Below are 23309 nucleotides of genomic sequence, written 5' to 3' on the forward strand. Positions count from 1 at the left end.
GTAGGTGGAGCCGGTTAGACGAGGGGGCGGGGTTGTTACTAGCGTTTTGTTCGGAACCGCGTAACATCATTAGCAAAGCCTCTTATTCTTCGGCTTGTTTTATCACTGCAAGGCGTACAGTTCTCGGCCATTTTATCGACAAGTGTTTGCCTGGTTGCAGCCATTGTTTCGTTGTAGCTGCCAAGCCCACTGTATGCAATGATTTCTACCCAGCTTTTATACCTTCCACCAGTATTATCCTTATCCATGTAAGCGAAGAACTCCTGAGGGAATTTGGTTGCGTAAGCTAACGCTGGCTTGCCGGGGTATTCGCCCAAAGCACCGTCGCTAATGGCTATTGTGAAGTCAAGGCACCAACGGTAGAAAGGACGTATTTCCTGACTGTTGGTAGTGACTAGTGCGAGCAATTGCGTAGTTGAGTCATTGTCTGTCGGCCTGAAATGAGCAGTATAAAGAGCCTTAGCCAACAGCGAAACTTTTGGATTTTTGAGATAAAACGAAACAGGCTTGCCCCCGATTGAACTCGGTAAGGGGTAGCGGCGGCCATTGTGCTTATCTATCCACACAGAATTACCCGAGTTGGAATTAGCGACTTTCGCATTATGCTGAACCGTCGGTTTGGAGGGCGCAGTAGTTTGGTTTATTTGGGCAGAAATATTCGATACCAATATTCTGGAAATGAGTAGCGCAGTAGTGAGTAAGGGAACGGTCAGGATTGTATTCATAGCACTATGAAGGTAAGCCAGAACCCTTGCCTATCCGCGTTGGAAGCACCAAACCAGTACGCAGCCCATTTTAAAGGTGCGCCAGTCGACTACGTAAATCAGTTCTTTTCAAAGCACAGCCAATGGCCCCAAAGCCGAACCATTTGCCCTTTTAACCAAACTCCCTTCCTTTCAGCACAACTAGTTCAGTTTCGAACCATATTGCCGATGCGGCTTTTGTCGATGTCGTCGATTTCCAACTGGTGGCCCTGCCAGGTAAATCGTTCGCCGGACTTAGGCATGGCGCTCAGGACATGCAGCACCAAGCCACCAATTTTGTGAAAACCGGCGAGACCTCTCCGCTTGGCGGCTGGGGTGGGAAAACGCTTCATAAACTCGGCAAAGGGCAACTGCTTACGGCTTTGAAAATAAAGATATACTGCTTTAAGATGAAATTAATTATTGAATAATTTCACAAAACCAAAATGGATTCATTTACTAATTGACAGAATTATAGCTATTAATTGCAGTTAATCGAAAAAATAATTTTAAAAATATAAGACTATGATTTTCAGTATCTAAGCAGCATAGTGTTGCTAAAAAACGTGGGCGTTCGGGTGATAAAGCGTGAAGTAGCAATAATAAACTGAGCCGTTTAGGAGTTGAAACAATACCAGCGGCCCGCTCCGGCGGGTTGTTGGGAGTTGATTTACTCACTTCCTAACCCCCTGTGTATGCTGCGAATTGTTGTGTTGTTTCTCGTGCTGTTGGGCGCATGCTCATTTGATGTTCAAGAGGCTCAGGCTGCCAGCCGGCCCATTCACCGCCACCGGCCGCGGGCTGGCGATTTCCGGCCGGTGTACCGGTACTACCGGGGGCCGGGCCGCCACAAAGACCGGTTCCGGAAGTTCTCGAAGCGGCGCTCGACCAAAGGCGGGTTCCTCTCGAACTTTGGCCACAAGCGGCGCGGCACGCTGTAAGCTGCAGGCTTCAGGTGGGCCATTAGAACCACCCTGCATCTTATTGGTGCCACACTACACTAAACGGCTGCCCCCTTCCCGGGGCAGCCGTTTGTGTTTGCAGTTGAGCAGGCCACTTGGTCTATTCAAGTCTGGAATGGCTTTGTGCAGTTAAGCACGAGAACCAGTTTTAGAACAGCCTTAATCCGCCAGGCAAAAAAATATTTCATAGCAGACTTGCAATATGGATTTGCTTGACTACGTTTGCAGTGTACTAGAACAATAATACACTAGAACAACACGCACATGGTCCGCATCCGCAACCTCCATTTTGGGTACTCCCGCAAGCACCCGCTCTTTCAAAACCTTGACCTGACGCTGGAAAGAGGCCACATTTACGGCCTGCTCGGCAAGAATGGCGCAGGCAAGTCCACGCTGCTCAAAAACATTGTGGGGCTGGCTTTTCCCGATGGTGGCACCTGCGAGGTGCTGGGCCAGCCGGCCGCTAAGCGGCTGCCGTCCGTACTGGCCGACCTATTCTTCCTGCCCGAAGAAATTTACGTGCCGGCCGTGACGGCTGCAAAATTCGTGGAGCAAACGGCGGGCTTCTACCCAAAATTCGACCACGGCGCCCTGGCGCATTACCTCAGCGAGTTTGAGGTGCCGGCCCAGGCCGTCCTCACGGCCCTGAGCTACGGGCAGCAGAAGAAGTTCATGATTGCCTTTGCGCTGGCTGCTAACACCAGCCTGCTGGTGATGGACGAACCTACCAACGGCCTCGATATTCCGAGCAAGGCGCAATTCCGCAAGCTGATTGCGTCGGCCCTGACGGAGGAGCGCTGCCTTATCATCTCAACCCACCAGGTGCGCGACTTGGAAAGCCTGATTGATACCGTGGTGGTACTGCACGGCCAGCGCATCGTGCTGAATGCGGACCTCGGCGAACTGGCCGAGCGGCTGACGTTCGCCACCGTGCCGGAGGCCACCGGCAACGACCTCTACGCCGAAGAATCGGTGCGGGGCGCGCAGGTGATTCGGGTCAATGCCAGCGGCATACCGGGCCGTGTCGATTTAGAATTGCTGTTCAATGCTTTGGTAGGCAACGCGTCCGCTTTGGCTTCTTACTTATCTCAAAACCAGCCTGTTCATGAGCCAGTTCTTTAATATTGCGCGTTTCGGGCGCCTGTTTAGCAAACACACTACTGAGCACGGAGGCGGTTACCTGCTGGCTACGGGCGTGCTCCTGGGCGGCCTCGGGCTGGTACTGGGGGCGTCGGCCTACCTGTCGTCGATGCCGCTGGCACCTTCTCAGCAAGCGGCCTTTTTTATATTGGGCTTGTTTGGGGCCGGTTCTTTTTTCACCAGCACCGTGTTTGCGTTGTTCGGCGATAAGAAGCAGGCCACAGCGGCCCTGATGCTGCCAGCCTCGCATTCGGAAAAATACCTGGTTGGCTGGCTCTACTCGCTGCCGATTTTTCTGGCCGTGTACATTGGGTGCTTTTATCTGGTCGACAGCCTGGTGTTGCAGTTCGACAGCTACGAGGGGCCCCGAACGCACCTGGTGCAGCTGTTTACGGGGGAAGAAAAGCTCTACACCTCGCTGGTGGCGTACGCGGTGGTAAATGCAGTGTTTTTATGGGGCAGCATTTTCTTCGTGAAGCAGCATTTTGTGCGCACTGCCTTTGGCGTACTGCTGGCGGTAGTGGCCGTGATTGCGCTCAACTTTCAGGTAATGCAGGCCTTGGTAGGGCAAGAGCTGAACATGGTGATGCCCTTTGCGGGCATGTCGCTGCACGAGGGCAAGGAATGGTACGCCATCAACCTGCCGGAGGCCCAAAGCGGCTGGTTTGGGCTGGTGCCGTTGGCCATGATGCTGCTGGCGTGGGCGGCAGCCTACCGGCGCGTAACGGAAAAGCAGATTTAAGGCAAGTCTATCATGGAATTCAAAGACAATGAGGCCATATACCTGCAAATTGCCGGGTACGTGAGCGAGCTGATTCTGCGCGGCAAGTGGCCGCCCGATAGCAAGATTCCGTCGGTGCGCGAGCTGGCTGGCGACTTGCAGGTGAACCCCAACACGGTGATGCGCACCTACGAGCTGCTGCAAAGCCAGGAGGTGTTGTACAATAAGCGCGGCATCGGCTTTTTCGTGGCGCCAGCCGCGGTGCAGCAGGTGCAGGGCGCCCGCCGCGAGCGGTTTTTGAGCCAGGAGCTGCCGGAGGTTTTCGGCACCATGCTGCTGCTGGGCATCGGGCTGCCCGAGGTGCAGCACCGCTATGAGGAATTCAAAAACACCCAACCCATTCCCGCCACTACCCGATGAAAACCAGTAATAAGCTATTTGTGGCCGCCGTGGCATTGGTGCTCGGCTCGCTGGCCACCTACGATGCCGCTCTGCGCGCCGAATACCGCACCGGAAACTACAAAGACCCCCTGCGCAACTACCAGACCTTGGGCCTGCGCAATTTCGACGCCGTGAGCGTACCCTCGGCCAGTGGCCTCAAGGTGCGCGTGGAGGCCGGGCCATTCGCCGTGCGAGTGAGCAAGGACGCGGCCGACTATGTGCGCGTGACGCAGCAGGGGCAGCAGTTGCTCGTGACGGTGGCCTACCCCGAAAAGTCCAAGTCGCTGGGCCGCCAGGAGGCGGTGGTGATTACCTGCCCCCGCCTCGCGGCGCTAACGACCGAAGGCACCTACACCGTGGCCGGCAAGCCGCAGTTGGTCCGTATTGAGGCCGGCGGCGAAGTCGAAATACACGGCTTCCGGCAGGATAGCCTCATGCTGCGGCAAGACCAGAGCAACCATATCCGGCTGGTGGGCAACACGCTGGGCTGGCTGCGCGCCACGGCGGGCGCCCGCCCCGGTAGCGAGCCAAGCCTGGAAATCGGGGCGAATAACCAGATTCAGGCGGCTAACTTAACCATTGGCCACCGGGGCCACCTCGACCTGGCCACGGCTATTCCGCGCCTGCACTACCAATTCTCGGACAGTGCCACCGTGGAGCTATCCGGAGCCGCCGTTCGCAGCTTGGCTACCGCTAAATAGGGGTGCAGCCATGCTTCGCCAATCACTAAAACGCTCGCTGCTGATGCAGCTGTTCATTATATATACCCGGTACCTAGTGGGCGGCGCCTTTGTGTTTGCCAGTCTGATTAAAATCAAGGGCCACCGCTTCACGCAGATGGATGGCTCGGTGGCCGGGCACAACGTCGGCTATTTCTTTGAGATGATGTACCAGTCGGGGCTGTACTGGCAGTTTATTGGGTGGGCGCAGCTGGTAGCAGGGCTGTTGCTGCTCACGCAGCGCTACGCGTTGCTGGGGGCGCTGGCCTACATCAGCATCATCACCAACATCTTCGTCATTACCATTTCCTACGACTTCGCGGGCACGTCCGTCATCACCGGGCTCATGCTGCTGGCGGGCCTGCTGCTGCTGGTTTGGGACTGGAACCGCCTGCGGGTGGTTGCCAACCTGCCGGTAGTGCCCGAAACCACGTCGCCGCTGTATGAAAGCCGGCTATGGGAGGTGGTGGGAGCGGTGCTGTTCGTCTTCACCGCCGGCTACCGGGCCCTCAACGACCGGTATAATATGCTGCTCTGGCTGGGCGTCTGCGTGCTGGTAGGAGCGGTGGGGCTGTTGGTGGCGTGGGGGCAACACTACGTTGCGGGCCGGGTCCGGTTGAAGAATGCCGGGTAACTGGAGCGGGTAACAACTCACCCTGACGCAGTTTTTGAAACGCCTGAATGCCCCGACGCTACCTTGCCTGTCTACCTTCGCGAACATGAGGCACTTGCTCTACAGTTTGTTTCTAGCGATGCTGCTCACGGGCTGCGAAGGTACTGCTACACATCCTCGTAAAACGGTCGTTCTGGAATACAGCCAAGCGGGGAGTCCGCAGGCTTTCGTGCAGTTTCTGCAGGGCGCTACGCCCGCACACCGTGTGCCGGTAGTGTATTTCTACGCCGACTGGTGCGGGCCGTGCCGCCGCTTCCGGGAAGCCCTGCCCAGCCCCGAGGTGGACGAGGCCCTACAGCAGGCCCTATTAATCAAGGTGAACATCGATAGCTGCCAGGAATTAGCTGCCCACTACGGCGTGACGGCGATTCCCACCTTTGTGAAGGTCGATGCCAAAGGCCGGGCGTTGGCAACTATTACCAGCGATGCCTGGGGCGAAGATGTGCCAGCCAAAATTGCGCCCGTGATGGCCCAACTCGTGAACGGCAACGCCTACGACCACGACCTACATATCCTCGACCGACTGGGACTGGACAAGTAGTCGAAGATGATACCTACCGAAGTAACGTTTGGCGGCCCTTATCCGACTTGGTACTTTTGAACCGGCTGGCTGCTCCTAGTCTTGGGGCTATGGATGGGCGGATTTCGGGCAGTTACACGTCGTGGTTGGCTAGCAAAAGTGGATGGAGTGGTACTGCTGCTGAGCGCGGTCAGAATGCTTCTTGTGCTCCGTCTGAAAGTCTATTTGACCTGCGCACGCTCCCCACGAAACCCAAAAGGTCCTTCCGCGTGTTAAATTCGGCCCCGTAACCCAAGCGGCGGCCGTTTCGCATCCATGACCAACAAAGAAATCAAAGCCCTAATCTCGCTGCTCGACGACCCGGAAATCGCGCCGCAAATCCAGGATAAAATTCAGAACCTGGGCGAGAGCATTATTCCCTTTCTGGAGGAGTCGTGGGAGGAAACCCTCGACGGGCAGCAGCAGCACCGGCTCGAGGACTTGATTCATCACCTGCAGTTTGAGGGCCTGCAGCAGCGCCTCAAAGTGTGGCGCGAAGCCGGGGCCATCGACCTGCTCGAAGGCATGTGGCTGCTGAACACCTACCAATACCCCGACGCCGACTACCAGGCCCTGAACCGGGCCATCGAGCAACTTCGCTTCGAGGCCTGGACGGCCCTGCGCCCCGAAATGCACCCCGCCGACCAGGTGCAAACCCTGAACTACGTGATGTTCAAGCAGCACAAGTTCGCGGCCAACACCCAGCACTTCCACTCGCCGGCCAACTCCATGCTGCAGCGCGTGATTGAAACCAAGCGCGGCAACCCCCTGACGTTGTGCGTAATTTACCTGCTGGTAGCCCAGCGGCTGGAGTTGCCGGTTTTTGGGGTGAACCTGCCCAACTTGTTTGTGCTCACCTTCCGTCCCCAGCTGCCGGGCGCCGAGCCTTTCTACGTCAACTGCTACAACCGCGGCCTGATACTCTCACGCACCGATATCGAGCATTACGTGGCCCAACTCAACATCACGTCGAATCCCATTTTCTTCGAGCCCTGCTCGCACCTCGACATTGTGCGCCGCGCCATGCGCAACCTGCAGATGAGCTTCGAGCGCCTGCAGGAGCCCGTGAAAGCGGCCGAGGTAGCCGTGCTGCTGAGCATTCTGGAGTAGCGAGGAGACCTTGTGGTAGGGTGCGGGGCTAGCCCCCGCCCGTCGTTAAACGGTCTATATAGACGCCGTTCAACGACGGGCGGGGGCTAGCCCCGCACCCTACTTCGTTTTGTATTGCAGAAACGGCGGTTTGTGTAGCTCGGTCCATGCGGGCTAATCAGACCTTTGCGGGATACTGCATGTTCAGTAGCCGAAGCACTGATGCCTCGGCCATAAGCCCCGTTCCCCGATGAAGCTCACCGATTTCCGCACCCTGGGCCGCTCCGGCCTAGTGGTAAGCCCGCTGGCGCTGGGCACTATGACGTTTGGCACCCCGCGCTGGGGCTCGGACGATGACGTGTCCGAAGCCGTTTTCAATGCTTACGTCGATGCCGGCGGCAATTTCGTGGATAGCGCCGACGTGTATTCGGGCGGCAAAAGCGAGGAAATGTTGGGCAGCTACATCGCCAGCCGGGGCCTGCGCGACCAGGTGGTGCTGGCCACCAAGTTCAGCTTCGGCGGGCAGGCCGGCAACCCCAACGTGGGCGGCAACGGCCGCAAAAACATTCATCGCGCGCTGGAAGGCTCGTTGCGCCGCCTCAAAACCGATTACGCCGACCTGTACTGGCTGCACGCCTACGACGGCGTGACGCCCGTGGAAGAGGTGCTGCAAACCCTAGGCGACCTTGTGCGAGCGGGCCGCATTCGCTATTTCGGCTTCTCGAACGTGCCGGCCTGGTACGCTACCAAAGCCGCCACGCTGGCCGCTGCCCACGGCGTGGCTGGCCCCATAGCTCTGCAAATGGAATACTCGCTGGTGGCTCGTCGCATCGAAAACGAGCACGTGCCCGCCGCCCTCGAAATGGGGTTGGGCATCACGCCCTGGAGTCCGCTGGCGGCCGGATTCCTGGCTGGCAAGTATGAGCGCGAAGGGACCAGAGCCAGTGGCGAAGGCCGCCTCACCGGTCCCAATCCCTTTGGCGACATGAAATTCACGGACCACAACTGGCGGGTGCTCGATGCCTTGCGGCCGGTGGCGGCGGCGCTGGGCCGGCCGCTGGCCCAGGTGGCGCTGGCCTGGGCCGCGGCCCAGCCCGGCATCAGCTCGCTGATTGTGGGTGCCAGCAAAGTGGCGCAGCTGCACGACAGCCTGGCTTCGCTCGAAATTCAGCTCAGCCCCGCGCAGCTGAAAACCCTGGACGACGCGAGTATCCTCGACCCTTTCCAGGACCGGATATGGCCCATGCTGAAGCGCGCCGTATTTGGTGGCGGCAGCGTACAGGGATGGCAGTAGCGGCGTTTTGTGTTGCAGAAGCAGGGTTTTGTGTAGCCCGGGCGCGATAGTCGGGCCGGACCTTTGAGTTATCAAGACTCCATCAAAATCAACTGCAACATGACAACTGAAATCAAACGCGTAGCCCTCGGCAGCCAGGGCCTGGAAGTGCCCGTGGAAGGCCTGGGCTGCATGGGCATGACGGCCGGCATCGACGGCATGAGCGTATACGGCGAGGCCGACGAAACCGAAAGCCTGGCCACCCTGCACCGTGCCCTGGAATTGGGCATCAACCTGCTCGATACGGCCGACCTTTACGGCCCCATGCTGAACGAGCGGCTGGTGGCCAAGGTGCTGCCCGGCCGCCGGGCCAATATTATTCTGGCCACTAAGTTCGGCTTCGAAGTAAGCGACGACGAGAAGTTCACGGGCAAGCTCAACGGCCGCCCCGAGTACGCCCGCAAGTCCATCGAACGCTCGCTGCGCAACCTCGGCACCGATTACATCGACCTCTACTACCTGCACCGCCTCGACCCGGAAACGCCCATCGAAGACAGCGTGGGCATGATGAGCCGCTTCGTGGAGGAAGGCAAAGTGCGCTTCCTGGGCCTGAGCGAAGTATCGGGCGACATCCTGCGCCGGGCGCACGCCGTGCATCCCATCACGGCCCTGCAAACCGAGTATTCGCTCTTCGACAGGGGCGTGGAGGAAACGGGCGCGCTACAAGCCGCCCGCGAGTTGGGCATTGGCTTCGTGGGCTACTCGCCGCTGGGCCGGGGCTTTTTGTCGGGCGACATTAAAACCCCGGATGACTTCGAGCCCAACGACTCGCGCCGCTGGTTCCCGCGTTACCAAGGCGACAACTTCTACAAAAACCTGGCGCTGGTCGAGAAATTGCAGGCCCTGGCGCAGGCCAAAGGCGTGACCGCCGCGCAACTTGCCTTGGCCTGGGTGCTGGCGCAGGGCGTAGTGGCCATTCCCGGCACCAAGCGCCGCAAGTATCTGGAGCAGAACGTGGCCGCTGCCAGCATCGTGCTCAGCCCGGCCGAGCTGGCCGAGCTCGAAGCCATTATGCCTGTGGGCAGCTCGGCGGGCGCGGCGTACCCCGCGGGATTCTAGGATTTGCTGACTTGAAGCACGGTCGAATCAGAACGTCATGCGGAGCTTGTCGAAGCATCTCTACCGCGAAGAGTGATTTTTTGCTGCCGCGGCAGATATGCTCCGACAAGCTCTGCGTGACAATGCGAGTTGTTTAGGTCGCTTCAGCCGTGAATAGCCGCTAAGTTTGCCCGATATCAACGGCTTTCTCGCCAATCCGCAAAAACATGCCCGACTTCGTAGGCTGCCGCACCCTGGAAATCACCGATGAAGCCTTGGGGCTGACTTTCCCGCTGCTCGTTCTGTACCCCACCAGCACACCCAGCCAGCCCGAAACCATTGGCCTCTACACCCTCGATGTTGCGCTCGATGCGCCCAGCAAGCCCGGCCCATTGCCGCTGGTGCTGATTTCGCACGGCACCGGCGGCTCGCCGCTCACGCACCGCCTGCTGGCGCACTCCCTGGCCCGGCAGGGCTTCGTGGTGGGCCTGCCGCGCCACCACGCGAATCACCGCGACGACAATTCCTGGCACAACACGCCAAGTAACCTCGTGGCCCGACCGCGCCACCTCAGCCTGGCTATTGATGGGCTGTTTGCGGAATTTGGCGCGGATTTGCGGCCCGATTGGGTGGCGCTGATTGGACACTCGCTGGGCGGCTACACGGCCCTGGCGCTGGCCGGCGGGCTACCGGGCTCGCTCCCGCACGAGCACTCCGACGGCACCCCACAACCCATCCCCACTACCACCGATGCCCGGGTGCGGGCGCTGGTGCTGCTGGCGCCGGCTACGGTTTGGTACCGGGCGGCGGAGGCGTTGCGCAACGTGCGGGTGCCCATCCTGCTAATGATGGGCGAGAAGGATGAATGGACGCCCGATTTCCACGCCCAAATTGTGCTCAACGGCGTGGCCGACCGTCGGCAGGTGCAGCTCCGCGTTATCGAAAATGCGGGCCACTATTCTTTCCTAAGCCAATTCCCAACGGAGCGGGTGAGCCCGGCGTTCCCCCCGTCACAGGACCCACCGGGGTTCAACCGGGTGCAATTTCAGGCCGAGTTGCAAGTTGAAATCCGGGATTATCTGTTACAGCAGTTGGAGCATCCTGCTGCGATGTAGTAACAGGCAATCTGTCATCCTGAGCTTGCGAAGGACCTTATCACCGCAGAACGATTGTAGTAAATCTGACAGCGTAGACGTGATAAGGTCCTTCGCAAGCTCAGGATGACAGGAGCCAAAAACAACTTATGTCCATGAAACAGCCGGTCACCGAAATCCGCGTGCTGAACACCGTGACGGACTATACCCGCCTATGTGGCCTGCCCGCGCCAGCCCACCCACTGCTCACCGTCATCGATTTGGAGCAAACCCGGAGTAACGTGCTGCCCGAAAAGCTGACGCCGGTGCTCCAGCATTTCTATACCGTCTGGGTCAAAAAGAACCTGAAGGGCAAGGTGCACTACGGCCACCAATCCTACGATTTTGGCGAGGGTGTGATGGGGTTTCAGGCTCCCGGGCAGGTGTTTGCCATTGATGCCACGCTAGACATTTCCAGCATCAGCGGCTGGATGGTGGTTTTCCACCCCGACCTGCTGTGGAAGTATCCACTGGGCCAGAAAATCGGGAGCTACGGCTTTTTTTCCTACGCCGTGCACGAAGCACTACACCTCTCAGCCCAGGAAGAAACGGCCCTGGATGCGTTGCTGGCCAATATCCGCGCCGAATATGAGCGGCCCATCGATGCCTTCAGCCAGGATGTGCTGGTGTCGCAGCTCGACGTGCTGCTCAACTACGCCAACCGCTTCTACCACCGCCAGTTCATCACCCGCCGCACGGCTGAACACGACCTGCTCAGCCGCTTCGAAGCGCAGCTAACGGCCTTTTTCGCCGCCGAGCAGGAACAGCCCCTTCCCACCGTGCAGCACTTCGCCGATGCGCTCAACGTGTCGCCCGCTTACCTCAGCGACATGCTGCGCACCGTCACCGGCCAAACCACCCAGCAGCACCTCCACCAGGCCCTTATCGAAAAGGCCAAGCGCCTGCTCCTCACCACCTCGCTCACCATCAACGAAACCGCGTTTCAGCTGGGGTTTGAGTATCCACAATATTTTACGCGCCTCTTCAAAAGCAAAACGGGGATGACCCCGGCGGCTTTTCGGTTTTCGGCGCAGTAGTAAGGCCGTCTGTCATTGCGAGGCCGCAGGCCGTGGCAATCCTTCCTCCAGATGCGACTACCTTAATTCAATATTGTAACAAAGCCCCGACACTGTGCAGTACCTCGTCCTTACCCAAAACGGCGGTCGTTGCTCCGGTCCGACCGCCCTAGGCGGTCCGACCGGTTGTTGGCGGAGCGAAACCGGGGGGTCTTCAACCGGTCGGACCGCCTAGGGCGGTCGGACCGGACCGCTCAAGTGCCGCCAGCAGGCAGGCAACGAGTGTTGGGTAAGGACAAGCACTATGCAGTACCGGGGCTTTCCGTACTAAAAAAGCATTGTCACATCTTGAAGCTGGTCGCAAGAAAAGGACGGATTGCCGCGGCCTGCGGCCTCGCAATGACGGTTGAATCTTCCTCTTAACAGACGACTACATGGCGGTGCGTTTACCGCTTAATCAAGCACCCAGCGGCGCGCTTGTCGGCTACGCCGGCGGGGCGGCCGGCCAGTACGTTCTCCAGCACTTGCTTTAAATAGGCCTGTTGCACGCTGCCGGCCACTTGCGGGTTGTCGTCGATAGCACCGCGGTAGCGGACGGCAAAGCCCCCGGCGGCGGGTTCGAGCACCACGGCCTCAGCTGTTTTGGTTACGCCGAGCAGGCCGGCTACCTGCTGGCTAGCATCGGTGAGCGTGGGCAGTTCGACTTCGCCGGGGGTGGCGGTGCCGGGCGCATCGAGGTTGATGGGCACATTGATGAACAAAAACTGCACGCCCCGGCTGCGGTAGAAACTGCTGAGCGAGGCCAGGCGCTCCTGGTAGAGGCGCGAAAAGGCGCAGGCCGGGTTCAGAAATACCACTACCACGGCCTTGTCTTTGGCGTAGCTTTTCAGGGCCACATCGGCATTGGCAGCGGTTTTCAGGGTAAAATCGGCGACGGTGCCACTGCCCTGGGCACGGGCCACGCCCACGGCGAGGGTCATGGCGAGCAGGGCTACGGCGGTCAGGATAGAGATGCGGCGAAAAGACATGGCGGTAAGGTAAGGCGAAACGTCGCGGTCCAATGGGTCGCGGCTACCCAGCAGGTTCGTAGCAATAGGTAAGCACGTAGCCGGGTGCAGGTTGGGTATAGCAAATGCGGTGCCGCGTCTGGGCTCCGTGCAAGACTAACGTAGCGGGGATTTCGCCGGATGTTTGCGGGCTAAATTCGTGCAGAAGCAGCTGTTGTCGAAAAATAATACCGCGCTGCGCGGCCAGCTTGTATAGGGCTTCTTTGGCGCTCCAGAGCAGGGTGTAATGGGTTTCGGTGGCGGAATCTGCCGTGACAGCGCGGGCGTGCTCCCACTCGCTTTCGGCCAGAAATTTTCCGGCCAGCCGCTGTGCTTTGTCGCGGATGAACTCGACATCGACCCCCGCCCGGCCCCCCCGAGCCAGCACCGCGGCCACCCATTCGCCGGAGTGCGACAGCGAAACGACGGTTTCGGTTGACGCGCCAGCAAGCCAGGGGCGGCCGGTGGCATCGTTTTGCACCAGCACTTCGCTGGGTGATAGTTCGGGGAATTCGCCGAACAGACGATGCGCCAGCCGACGGCCGGCCAGCCACTGCGCCTGGCGCTTCGCATCGGCGGTGGCGGGCAGTAGCGGTTGGTAGGCAGTTGGGTTGGGTAGCTCGGCCCAGAGCTCGGCGGGTGTTTCGGTGAGGTGCCAGAGGCCCAGCACGGCGGTAGGGCAGAGGCGCTGGATGGAGTGCAGGGGCATACTGTTAGTTGTCAGTTGTCAGGTGTTCGTTGTCAGGTACGAAATCGGAACAGGTGTTTTTAAGCCTGGAAACGAACAACGAGCAACCGGCAACTAGCTGCGAAGCTACCTTTGCGCTACCCGTTATGTCCGAAATCTTCCGCCCACCCGTTACCAGAATTGCCACCCTTGCCGGCCACCGCGACGCCGTATACGCCCTCACGGGCGGCCCCGGCAGTCAGATTTTTTCTGGCAGCGCCGATGGCATGGTAGTAGGCTGGGACGCCGCCGAACCTGCCCGCGACGGCGAGCTGCTGGCCCGCGTCGAGAACTCAGTATATGCCCTGCGCCACCTGCCGGAGTTGGATACGCTGGTGCTGGGGCACAATTTTCAGGGCATTCAGGCCATCGATTTAAGCGGGAAGCAACTGGCTCACGCCACGGCCCTGCCGCCGGTAGCTATTTTTGAAATCGTGTTTTCGGCCAGCCGGCAGCGGCTGTACGCGGGCCTGGCCGACGGTACGCTGGCCGTGTTGAGCTTGCCCGATTTCCGGCTGGAAAAGCTACTGCGCATTACTGATAAAAGCTTGCGCACGCTTGTACTGCACGAGGGGCGCGGCGAACTGGTGGTGGGCAGCTCCGACCACCTGACGCGCGTGCTCGACCTGGATTCGTTGGAAACAAGGTTTACGCTGGCCGAAAGCACGAATTCGGTTTTCTCGGTGGCCTTTTCGCCTGATGGCGCGCACCTGCTCACGGCCGGCCGCGATGCCCAGATTCGGCGCTGGGATGTGGCGGCTGGCTACACGCTGTCCGACACCGTGCCGGCCCACATGTACACCATCAACCACCTGGCATTTAGCCCCGATGGCCGCTACCTAGCGTCGTGCAGCCTCGATAAAAGCATCAAGCTCTGGGATTCTGAAACGCTCACGCTGCTGCGCGTGCTCGACCGCACCCGCTCGGCCGGCCACGGCACCTCGGTGAACCGACTGGTTTGGCCGGGCACCGAAAACCGGTTAGTTTCGTGTAGCGACGACCGCAGCCTGGCCGTTTGGCAATTAACAATGGACAATGAGCACTGATTAATTGCCTCATTCAGCCAAGAAAAGCCACTTTATAGTGCTTCGGCTGGTTCCTGTTATTTGTTCACTGCTTATAAGTTAATTATTAATTGAGATGAAACTCACTGCCCTAGATATCCGCCAGAAAACGTTTGAAAAATCCTTCCGTGGGATTGATAGGGACGAGGTGCAAGCGTTTTTGACTACCGTGTCGCAGCAGTGGGAGCGCATGGGCGACGAAAACCGCGAGCTACGCCTCAAGCTTGAACATGCCCAGCAGGACGTGCAGAAGATGCGCGAAGTGGAAAGCAGCCTGTACCGCACCCTAAAAACGGCCGAGGATACCAGCAACAACATGACCGAGCAGGCCCAGCGCGAGGCCGACCTGCGCATCCGCGAAGCACAGTTTCAGGCGGAGGGCATTCTTAGCGAAGCCCGTCAGCGTGCCCGCGAAGTAGTGGACGGCGCCTACCAGCAGGCCGAAAAAAGTGTGGCCGACATGCAGCGCGAAGTAGGCGGCCTGGGCCAGGAATGCCAGCGCCTCGAGCAGCACCTCGACAGCCTCGTGCGCGACCTCCACCACCTGGCATCGGATGCGCTCGACAAAGTAGAGAAAGCCCGCAACCGGCCCAAGGGCAGCACGGCGGCCATCCTTTCGCGCGCGGCGCGCGTACAGGTAGAGCGTCCGAAGGATTCGGCCGCCGAACCCACGCCCGAAAGTCCTTCCCCCATGCAAGTCACTTCTTCCTCTGCTGTTTCATCGGCTGCTGCCGTGGCCGCCGCCACGCCCGCTTCTTTTGCTCCCACTGCGTTTGGCCGCGCCGAAGAGGCACTGGAGCGCGCTGCCGAAACCACCGGCTACAACCCCAAACCCGGCCAGCAGCCCGACCCGGGTGCACCCGCCGAAGCTCCGCGTCCCGACATTGAGCGTCCTAGTGCTCCGGCCGAGAACCCCGGCATTGCGCCTGCGCCACGCATCGACCAGCCCGCGCCGTCGCAAGTGCCCGAGCCCAACCCGCCTTACGTGCAGCCAGTTGCCCCCGATTTTCAGCCGGTTGCCCCCAACCACCCCGAAATCAACCAGCCTTCGCCCGTAACGCACCCCGGCCAGCCCGGAATGACTGCCGCGCCGACCGAAGCGGCCGTGGCAGAAAAGTCGTTCTTCGATGAAATCTAGCCCGCGGATTTTACGGATTGCCCGAATTCAATAACCGATAAACAGGAAAGCCTGCCCTTGGGGTGGGCTTTCCTGTTTTTATGGGGCAACCTTTGCAGCAACGCGGTATTGGCGCAACTGTAGCATTGGCTACTCGTTGCGACCCAAGCGGCATTTATCATATTACCACCTCACCATTTCACCTCATGGGCCAAATCGCACTCGAAGGGCTGGAGTTTTTCGCCTTTCACGGCTACTACGACGAGGAGCAGAAAATCGGCAATAAATACGGCGTCGACCTCTACATCAAAACCGATTTGCTGGCCGCTGGCGAGTCTGATAAGCTGCAGCAGACGGTGAACTATGAGGTGCTGTACCGCCTGGTAGCGGAGGAAATGCGCGCGCCCGCCCGCCTGTTGGAGCACGTGGCCCACCGCGTGCTCGACCGCATCACGGCGGAATTGCCGCACGTGCGCAAGGTGAAAATCAGTGTCAGCAAGTTTAACCCGCCGCTGGGCGGCATCTGCCATCGTGCCCGCGTTACGCTCAGCAAGCGGCGGGGGAAAGAGGCTTAACAAGCTAGGCCCCTGGCGCGCCAGAAGTTGCTTGCGCGGCAATGCGTAGTAGTCGCTCCGCCTCGTGGTAGCTGAGCGGACTACCGTCTTGTCGGATTAGTTGAAAAATGGGGTCAGACTGGCTTCGCTCAATGTCCTGGGCAGTTTCCTGGGCGGCAGTGGGAAATACATAGAACTCGCGAAGCATTTGCAAGGCATGGACTCGTACTAACCCTTTGGGATGATGTAACAGATTAATAATCTGTTCGATTACTGGTGACTCAAGCAGGACAAGAGGGAAGTAAAGCCGTAAACCCAGCAGTAAGTCAATCAGGGGGTCGCTAAGCGGGTTTTCATGCGCTGGGCTATACGTTAGGCTATGGAGCAACTGCGTTTGGTGGAGAGCAGCCGGATCAATCTGGGCGATGGCCCGGATGGCATGTGTGCTCCACGAATGCGTGCCCTGCACAGCCAGACAACGGTGTAGAGCCGGCAAGGCTGCTTCACTGCTCAAATAGCCCAACCCCAGTAGTGGGCGGGGGTCTAGGGGATTTTGTACGGCCAGCAACAGTTCCGCTTTGGCCTCTTGCTGTTCAATAAGCGTGAGTATGGCCAGGCCCGCGCCATCGGTTTCGTATCGGATATGCCAGCTATTCCAGTAGCCCATGGTAGGGCCAACCGGGCCAAAATAAGACTGGCGGAAGTGACCCAAGGGCGTCGTAGAATCCATCGATTAGGAGTATGTCATAAATAATACTCTGGTAATCACGTTGTTGTATTTAATTACGAATTATTTCGTAGATGTTTCTTGGAACTACGAATGTATTCGTATAATCTTTGCCTCATCCTACGAAATAATTCGTAGTAACCTCGTATCTTTCGACATGAGCAAGGCACCGCCCCCCAAACCTACGGATTCCGAGTTGGAAATCCTGCACGTGCTCTGGCAGCACGGGCCTGCCACCGTGCGGGCCATCAACGACCACTTGAGCCAGCGCCGGCAGGTAGAGGTGGGCTACACCACCACGCTCAAGATTTTGCAGTTGATGCTGGAAAAGGCGCTGGTGCGGCGCGACGATGCCGACCGCAGCCACGTGTACCGCGCTGCGGTGCGCGAGCAGGAAACCCAAGGCCTGCTCCTCGACAAGTTCGTGGACGCCACCTTCGGTGGCTCGGCCCTGAAGCTGGTCATGCAGGCGCTGGGCAGCCGCCAGACCTCCGCCGACGAGCTGGCGCAAATCCGCCGCCTGCTGAACGACATTGAAATCCAGAATTCCACTCCTAATTCCGACGATAATGACCACGCTTGAGCAATTCGTTTCGCCCGCTCTCACGCGGGCTTTGGGTTGGACGCTGCTGCACTCGCTGTGGCAGGGTGCACTGGTAGCGGCCGTGCTGGCCGGGGCGCTGCTGCTGCTGCGCCGGCAGCGGGCCGAAGTGCGCTACGCGGCCTCGGCCGGGGCGCTGGGCACGGTGGTTGCGCTGGCCGGCATCACGTTTGGCCTGTATTTTAATTCGAATCCAACACCGGGTGCGTTGCTGAAAGGCGGCCCGGTAACGACGCAACAGACGGTGCCAATGCCACAAATGGCAATTGCAGCTGGCCAATCAGTCGCGTCAAAAGCAACTAAAAAATCGGTAGAAGTAGCCGGCAGTGCTGTGCAGCCGCGTCCGGCTTCGGCTACTGTTGCCGGCCCGCTTGCCCAATCAGCAACGCCCAGCTGGCTGGCCGCTGGCCTACGGTATTTCGACAACCACCTGCCGCTGCTGGTGGTGGCGTGGCTGTTGGGCTTGTTAGCCATGAGCCTGCGCATGCTGGGTGGGCTGCTCTACGTGCAGCGGCTGCGGCGCTACCGGGTACGGCCCCTGAGCGCCGCTTGGCAGGAGCGGCTGGCCGCGCTGGCCGCCCGCAGCGGCCTTAAGCGGCCAGTGGCGCTGCTGGAGTCGGCGCTGGTGCGGGTGCCGCTGGTGGTGGGCCACATGCGCCCCGTGATTCTGCTGCCGCTGGGCACGGTGGCGGGGTTGTCGCCGGCGTATCTGGAGGCTATTTTGGCGCATGAGCTGGCCCACGTGCTGCGCCGCGATTACTTGGTGAACCTGCTGCAAACCGTGGCCGAGGTGCTGTTTTTCTACCATCCGGCCGTGTGGTTTTTGGCCAGCTGCGTGCGCACCGAGCGCGAAAACTGCTGCGACGACACCGCGACGGCCCTCGTGGGCGGCGACCCACTGCGGCTGGCCCGCGCTCTCACCGCCCTGGCCGAGTGGAGCCAGAGCGCCGTGTTACCCGCTGCGCCGCGCCTCGCGCTGGCCGCCATGAACCGGTCCGGCGCCTTGCTGCTGCGCGTGCGCCGGCTGGTGCAGCGCCGCCCTGCCGCTCCTACGCTGGCCGAAGGCCTGATGGCTGGCGCGCTGGTGCTGGGCGGACTGGGCCTGTTAGGTGGCAGCGTGGCGCTGGCTGGTCCGCTGGTTAGCGGCAACCAAACCAAGCACGCTGGGCAAACCGGCCCCGCGCAGCAACCAAAAGCTGCTGGCGTAGCCGATACCAATAAACGCGCATCTCGTGTAGCTCCGGTGGCGCCCGTCGCCCCTGTTGCGCCCGTCGCCCCGCTGGCTCCCGAAGCTGCAGTGGCGCCCGCCCCACCGCCCCCGCCAGCTGAAGAGTTGCGTGAAGCAGTAGTGGAAGGCCGTGATGACAGCGACGACAAAGGCCCTGGCGATGGCCGCCCTGGTCGGCGCCGTGAGCACCGCGTCATCGTGAATGGCCGCGAAATGGGGCGTGCGCCTTTCCGGGGCACCCCCGGCACGGTGGTGATTACGAAGGATAAAAAGGGTCGCCTCACCGACCTGGTGGTGAATGGCCAGCATGTGGAAACGGCTGCCGGCAAAGGCAAAAAGAACAAGAGCAAAGGCCAGCAGGTCGAAGTGGTGCAGGTGGCACCCTATGGCGGGGCCGATGTGCGCAGCTTCTCTTTCCGGACCGACGGTGGCGAGCTTGACCCGCAGATACGCCGCGAAGTAGAGCGCAATATTCAGCGGAATGTGGAGCGCAACGTGCAGCGCAATATGAACCGTGAGATGGTGCGTAACCGCGATTTTCAGTTCAACTTCTCCGATTCTGGCGAGCAGTACGACAAGACGTTTCGGATGGCGCCCGGCAGCTCGCTTAGCCGAGTGTATCGGCTCAACAGCCTCAACAATGGTGGTTCGGACCCCGAAAACCGCCGGGCAACCCTGGAAGCCCTGCGAAGTGCGGAGCGCGGCCTGCGCACCGCTGCCGCTGCCAAGGGGCTGAGTGCTGCGCAGCGCAAGGAAATCAACACAGAGCTGGAAAAAGTACGCGCTCAAATCAAAAAGACCGAAAGCACGCCGGCCACGGGCCAGCTGCAGCGGCTGAATGGGGGCTTGAACCTGAACCCCGACATGCGCGAGCACGAACAGGAGATGCGCAAGCATGAGCAGAAAATGCGCGAGCATCGGCAGGAAATGAAGGAACGCGAGCAGGAAATCCGGGAGCGCATCCGCGAGTCGCAGCAGGAGCTGCGCGATATGGAGCAGGACCGCAGCCAGACTGACCGTGACCGCAGCCAGGCCGAACGTGACCGGGCCCAGGCTGCCCGCGACCGTGGCCAGGCGGAACGCGACCGCACTCAGGCCGACCGCGACCGCAAACGTGCCGAGCGCGACGGCGCCCTAATTGACCAGCTGCAAAAAGATGGCCTGATTCAGAGCAAAGACAATTTTCAGCTGCGCCTCACCCCCAGTACCCTCACGGTAAACGGCAAAGAGCAGCTGGCCAAACTGCGCGACAAGTACCTGAAGCTGCACGCTGGAGCCGAAGGCCGCACCCTGAGCGGCAACGATGTGATGGTTATGCGCCGCGACGGCAACAATAGCAGCTTCCGCTACAGCACCGACGGGGACGAGGGACCGCGCACGCCCCGGCCGCCGCGCGCGCCGCGTATGGTCCCTCCAGCCCCGTCGATGGGCGCTTTGCCATTTCCGCCCGCACCACCCCGGCCGCCGCGTTTCAATGCCGACGAGTTGCGCCGCGCGCTGCGCAAGGACAACGTGCTGGGAGCCGATGACAAAAACCTGCAGTTCCAGCTCAACCCCTCGGGGCTGACGGTGAACGGCAAAAAGCAGTCGGACGAATTGGCCGCCAAGTACCGCAAACTCACTGGCCACACCGATGGCAAGGACTTCAACGTGACGATTTCGACCCAGGAGGACTAGCCCCGGGCGGCGGAGCGACGCACGGCCGGTTTTCTGCGAGGGAAGCCGGCCGTTTGCGTGCGCGGCCAGTAGCACCATAAAAGCATGGACTGGGCTGTCGCAATACGCCACATCGGCAGTATCCCCGGCAGCTGCTTTCCTGTTGGGTGAAGCAGAGCAGCACATATGAACAAACTGTGAATTCTGGGCGGTGGCAAGCAACTATTGGCCCTTGTTCTGCATCTCTTGGCCCCTCCGAAGGTCTTATTATTCGGGTTAATTATATGTGCCGTTTTCTACTTGTTTGTTGGCTGCTGTATCTGACGGGCTACGCCCACGCCCAGACGCCGGCCGCTGAGGCCCCTGCCGCTGTGCAGCTGAATTTGGCCAAGCCCGCGCCCAAGCGCCAGCTGCAGGCCGTGCGCATTAGCACCAGCGCGCCCAAGATGGATGGCGTGCTCGACGAGGCGGTGTGGCAGACGGCCCCCATCGCCACCGATTTCTATGAAAACGAGCCCACACCGGGCCCCATCGAAAAGCATAAAACCGAAGTGCGCGTGCTCTACGATGATGCCGCGCTCTACATTGGGGCGGTGATGCACGACGTGTCGCCGGACTCGATTCTGCACCAGCTCAGCGCCCGCGACGATTTTGGCAATACCGACTGGTTCGGCGTGTTCATCGATACCTACAACGACCAGCTCAACGGCTACGAATTTCTGGTGAGTTCGGGCGGCGTGCAGGTCGATGCCCGCACCTCGCCCACCAACGGCGAAGACGGCGCCTGGAACGCTGTGTGGGAGTCGCGCACCGTGATGCGGGGCACCGACTGGGTGGCCGAGCTGCGCATTCCGTTTTCGGCCATTCGCTTTAGCTCGGCAGCCGAGCAGGTTTGGGGCATCAACTTTGCCCGCCAGCGGCGCAGCTCGCGCCAGAAGTTTTTCTGGAACGAAATCAGGCCCCAGGTCGACGGCTTTGTGAACCAGTGGGGCCAGCTTACGGGCCTGCGCAACCTGAAACCGCCGCTGCGCCTCTCGCTCACGCCCTACGTGAGTACCTACGTGAACCACTACCCCTACAACGTAGCGGGCCAGAAAAACGCCACCACCAGCTTCAACGGCGGGGCCGACGTGAAGTGGGGCATCAACGAGAGCTTTACGCTAGATGCCACGCTGGTGCCCGATTTCGGGCAGGTGCAGAGCGACAACCAGGTGCTCAACCTGTCGCCGTTTGAGGTGCAGTACAACGAGAACCGGGGCTTTTTTACCGAAGGCACCGAGCTGTTCAACAAAGGCGGGTTGTTTTATTCGCGCCGGGTGGGGGCGCAGCCCATCGGCTTTTATGGGGTAGATGGCCAGCTGCGAACCGGCGCGATGGGCACCGACGGCAAGCGTCACGCCGGCGAGTTTGTGGTGCAGAACCCCGGCATCACGCGGCTGCTGAATGCCACCAAGGTGTCGGGGCGCACCAGCGCGGGGCTGGGCGTGGGCGTCTTTAATGCCATCAGCAACGACGTGTATGCCACGGTGCAGGACAGCACCACCGGCGCACGGCGCGATGTGCTTACGCAGCCCTTCACCAACTACAACATTGTGGTGCTCGACCAGAGCCTGAAAAATAACTCTTATGTGAGCCTGGTGAACACCAACGTGACCCGGGCCGGCAGCACCTACGACGCTAATGTAACCGGCGGCCTGTTCAAATTCGCCAACAAGGCCAACAGCTACGCCGTGAATGGGAGCCTGGTGTACTCGCGCCGCCGAGGCCAGACCTTTGGGCGCAACGAGGAAATCAACGACCAGAACGGCTACAAATACTACCTGAACTTTGGCAAAGTCTCGGGCAAATTCACCTGGAGCATCGACCACGGCATCGAGTCGCATTCCTATAACCCCAACGATTTGGGCCTGCTGTTTTCCAACAACAGCATCTCGCAGTCGGCCAACGTGGGGTATAGCATCTACCAGCCCTTCTGGAAGCTCAACCGCCTGAATTCCTACGCTTCCGTTTCCTATTCGCTGCTCGAGCAGCCCCGGCTGTACCAGGACGCGGGCTTTTACGCCGGCGCCAACACCACCATCACCAAGAGCTTCCTCACCCTGGGCATCAACTTCGATGCCCAGCCGACGACGCACGACTATTTCGACCCGCGCCGCGCGCCACTGGGCCGCTACTACGTGCGCAAGCCTGCCACTACCGGCCTGAACGGGTTCTTCTCGTCGGACTACCGCAAGAAATTTGCCTGGGACCTCAACTACGGTGCCCGCTGGTTTGCCACCGACGGCGACCGCACCGGCCGCCACACCTATTCCATTACGCTGGGCCCGCGCTACCGGGTGAACGACAAGCTGAGCTTTGTGTATTCGCTGGGCTTCAACCAGGTATTTAAGCAGATTGGCTTCGCGGGCGAGCTGAGCAAAACCGATTCGCTGGATGCGCCCACGGCCCGGCACTTTGGCGGCTACCTGAGCGACGGCCGCACCGTGGACCCGTTGCTGGGCCGCCGCGACGTGGCCACCATCACTAACACGGCCACGGCTACTTACACCTTCACCAACCGCATGTCGTTCAACATTCGCCTGCGGCACTACGTGAGCAACGTGCACTACCGCGACTACGCCCGCCTGCACCCCGACGGCCGGGAAACTCCCGAGCCTGCCTACCAGCGCAACCGCGACAATACCTTCAATGCCTTCAACATCGACGCGGTGTACTCGTGGTGGTTTGCACCCGGCTCGCAGGTGAGTGTGGTGTGGAAAAACGCCAGTGCTTCGTTCTTCAGGGCCAACGAGGCCACGCCGCTCTACTTCGATAACCTGAACAATACCATCAACACGCCGCACAACAACAACGTGTCCATCAAGGTGCTCTACTACCTCGATTACCTGGCCCTGCGCCCGCGGCGCGGGTAGGGGCGGGAATGGGCCATAGGCAATGCGTAAATTGAAACGTCAGGCCGAGCGCAGCCGAGGCATGACGTTTCAATTTCTTATTTCAAAAACTGCGTTTTTTGCCTTTCAAC

The 23309-nt window shown here is 60.1% G+C and carries 23 protein-coding genes; 18 read left to right on the plus strand and 5 right to left on the minus strand.

Annotated elements, in window-relative coordinates; translation table 11 throughout:
- Nucleotides 1-38: 38 nt before the first annotated feature.
- Both ABD837_RS06410 and ABD837_RS06415 read right to left on the minus strand, forming a co-directional pair.
- Complete coding sequence (locus tag ABD837_RS06410) at nt 39-725, minus strand: hypothetical protein (RefSeq protein ID WP_345051763.1); 687 nt, start codon at nt 723-725, stop codon at nt 39-41.
- A 185-nt stretch (nt 726-910) separates the two neighbouring features.
- Entirely contained in the window at nt 911-1096 is a 186-nt protein-coding gene (locus ABD837_RS06415) for a transporter associated domain-containing protein (RefSeq protein WP_345051765.1), read from the minus strand.
- Nucleotides 1097-1438: 342 nt separating this feature from the next.
- On the opposite strand from ABD837_RS06415, the gene ABD837_RS06420 reads away from it, so the two are divergent.
- The 12 genes from ABD837_RS06420 (at nt 1439) to ABD837_RS06475 (ending at nt 11588) form a co-directional block, all read left to right on the plus strand.
- Nucleotides 1439-1684, plus strand: coding sequence for a hypothetical protein (locus tag ABD837_RS06420; RefSeq protein ID WP_345051768.1), 246 nt, complete (start codon nt 1439-1441; stop codon nt 1682-1684).
- A gap of 285 nt (nt 1685-1969) precedes the next feature.
- Nucleotides 1970-2827, plus strand: a complete 858-nt coding sequence (locus ABD837_RS06425) for an ABC transporter ATP-binding protein (RefSeq protein WP_345051770.1) — start codon at nt 1970-1972, stop codon at nt 2825-2827.
- Nucleotides 2811-3587 (plus strand): hypothetical protein, encoded by a 777-nt coding sequence (locus tag ABD837_RS06430; protein WP_345051773.1) that lies wholly within the window; start codon nt 2811-2813, stop codon nt 3585-3587. Before ABD837_RS06425 ends, ABD837_RS06430 begins: the two co-directional genes overlap by 17 nt.
- A gap of 12 nt (nt 3588-3599) precedes the next feature.
- The gene (locus ABD837_RS06435) at nt 3600-3986 is read left to right on the plus strand and encodes a GntR family transcriptional regulator (protein ID WP_345051776.1); all 387 of its coding nucleotides are present in this window, start codon (nt 3600-3602) and stop codon (nt 3984-3986) included.
- Entirely contained in the window at nt 3983-4708 is a 726-nt protein-coding gene (locus ABD837_RS06440) for a hypothetical protein (protein WP_345051778.1), read from the plus strand. The genes ABD837_RS06435 and ABD837_RS06440 overlap by 4 nt, the downstream gene beginning before the upstream one ends.
- 43 nt (nt 4709-4751) lie before the next feature.
- Nucleotides 4752-5360 carry a hypothetical protein gene (locus tag ABD837_RS06445; protein ID WP_345051781.1) on the plus strand — a complete coding sequence of 203 codons (609 nt, stop codon included), beginning with the start codon at nt 4752-4754 and terminating at the stop codon, nt 5358-5360.
- 85 nt (nt 5361-5445) lie between these two features.
- Complete coding sequence (locus ABD837_RS06450) at nt 5446-5940, plus strand: thioredoxin family protein (RefSeq protein ID WP_345051784.1); 495 nt, start codon at nt 5446-5448, stop codon at nt 5938-5940.
- Nucleotides 5941-6234: 294 nt separating this feature from the next.
- Entirely contained in the window at nt 6235-7068 is an 834-nt protein-coding gene (locus ABD837_RS06455; protein WP_345051786.1) for a transglutaminase-like domain-containing protein, read from the plus strand.
- Between the two features lie 229 nt (nt 7069-7297).
- The gene (locus ABD837_RS06460) at nt 7298-8341 is read left to right on the plus strand and encodes an aldo/keto reductase (RefSeq protein WP_345051789.1); all 1044 of its coding nucleotides are present in this window, start codon (nt 7298-7300) and stop codon (nt 8339-8341) included.
- A 99-nt stretch (nt 8342-8440) separates the two neighbouring features.
- Nucleotides 8441-9439 carry an aldo/keto reductase gene (locus tag ABD837_RS06465; RefSeq protein ID WP_345051791.1) on the plus strand — a complete coding sequence of 333 codons (999 nt, stop codon included), beginning with the start codon at nt 8441-8443 and terminating at the stop codon, nt 9437-9439.
- Between the two features lie 206 nt (nt 9440-9645).
- Entirely contained in the window at nt 9646-10533 is an 888-nt protein-coding gene (locus tag ABD837_RS06470) for an alpha/beta hydrolase family protein (protein ID WP_345051794.1), read from the plus strand.
- Nucleotides 10534-10667: 134 nt separating this feature from the next.
- Nucleotides 10668-11588 (plus strand): helix-turn-helix domain-containing protein, encoded by a 921-nt coding sequence (locus ABD837_RS06475; protein ID WP_345051797.1) that lies wholly within the window; start codon nt 10668-10670, stop codon nt 11586-11588.
- Nucleotides 11589-12013: 425 nt separating this feature from the next.
- On the opposite strand, the gene ABD837_RS06480 is transcribed toward ABD837_RS06475, so the two are convergent.
- Nucleotides 12014-12595: a redoxin domain-containing protein gene (locus ABD837_RS06480; protein ID WP_345051800.1), complete on the minus strand. Its 582-nt coding sequence runs from the start codon at nt 12593-12595 to the stop codon at nt 12014-12016.
- 43 nt (nt 12596-12638) lie between these two features.
- Complete coding sequence (locus ABD837_RS06485) at nt 12639-13322, minus strand: 4'-phosphopantetheinyl transferase superfamily protein (protein ID WP_345051803.1); 684 nt, start codon at nt 13320-13322, stop codon at nt 12639-12641.
- A gap of 125 nt (nt 13323-13447) precedes the next feature.
- Between ABD837_RS06485 and ABD837_RS06490 the strand changes: the two genes are divergently transcribed.
- From ABD837_RS06490 to folB, 3 genes are all read left to right on the plus strand, one after another.
- Nucleotides 13448-14386, plus strand: coding sequence for a WD40 repeat domain-containing protein (locus tag ABD837_RS06490; RefSeq protein ID WP_345051805.1), 939 nt, complete (start codon nt 13448-13450; stop codon nt 14384-14386).
- Nucleotides 14387-14480: 94 nt separating this feature from the next.
- A complete protein-coding gene (locus ABD837_RS06495; RefSeq protein ID WP_345051808.1) occupies nt 14481-15542 on the plus strand; it encodes a DivIVA domain-containing protein in 1062 nt (353 codons plus the stop codon).
- Nucleotides 15543-15727: 185 nt separating this feature from the next.
- Entirely contained in the window at nt 15728-16096 is a 369-nt protein-coding gene (folB, locus tag ABD837_RS06500; protein WP_345051811.1) for a dihydroneopterin aldolase, read from the plus strand.
- A 4-nt stretch (nt 16097-16100) separates the two neighbouring features.
- Here the strand turns inward: folB and ABD837_RS06505 are convergent, their stop codons facing one another.
- Nucleotides 16101-16805, minus strand: coding sequence for a hypothetical protein (locus tag ABD837_RS06505; protein ID WP_345051814.1), 705 nt, complete (start codon nt 16803-16805; stop codon nt 16101-16103).
- A 154-nt stretch (nt 16806-16959) separates the two neighbouring features.
- Between ABD837_RS06505 and ABD837_RS06510 the strand changes: the two genes are divergently transcribed.
- From ABD837_RS06510 to ABD837_RS06520, 3 genes are all read left to right on the plus strand, one after another.
- On the plus strand, nt 16960-17385 hold the full coding sequence (locus tag ABD837_RS06510) for a BlaI/MecI/CopY family transcriptional regulator (protein ID WP_345051817.1): 426 nt from the start codon (nt 16960-16962) through the stop codon (nt 17383-17385).
- Nucleotides 17372-20308 carry a M56 family metallopeptidase gene (locus ABD837_RS06515; RefSeq protein WP_345051819.1) on the plus strand — a complete coding sequence of 979 codons (2937 nt, stop codon included), beginning with the start codon at nt 17372-17374 and terminating at the stop codon, nt 20306-20308. Before ABD837_RS06510 ends, ABD837_RS06515 begins: the two co-directional genes overlap by 14 nt.
- Nucleotides 20309-20571: 263 nt before the next feature.
- Nucleotides 20572-23199 (plus strand): DUF5916 domain-containing protein, encoded by a 2628-nt coding sequence (locus ABD837_RS06520; RefSeq protein WP_345051822.1) that lies wholly within the window; start codon nt 20572-20574, stop codon nt 23197-23199.
- Nucleotides 23200-23309 lie beyond the last annotated feature (110 nt).

Origin of the sequence: Hymenobacter glaciei (assembly GCF_039539585.1) — a bacterium.
GTDB classification, from domain to species: Bacteria; Bacteroidota; Bacteroidia; order Cytophagales; family Hymenobacteraceae; genus Hymenobacter; species Hymenobacter glaciei.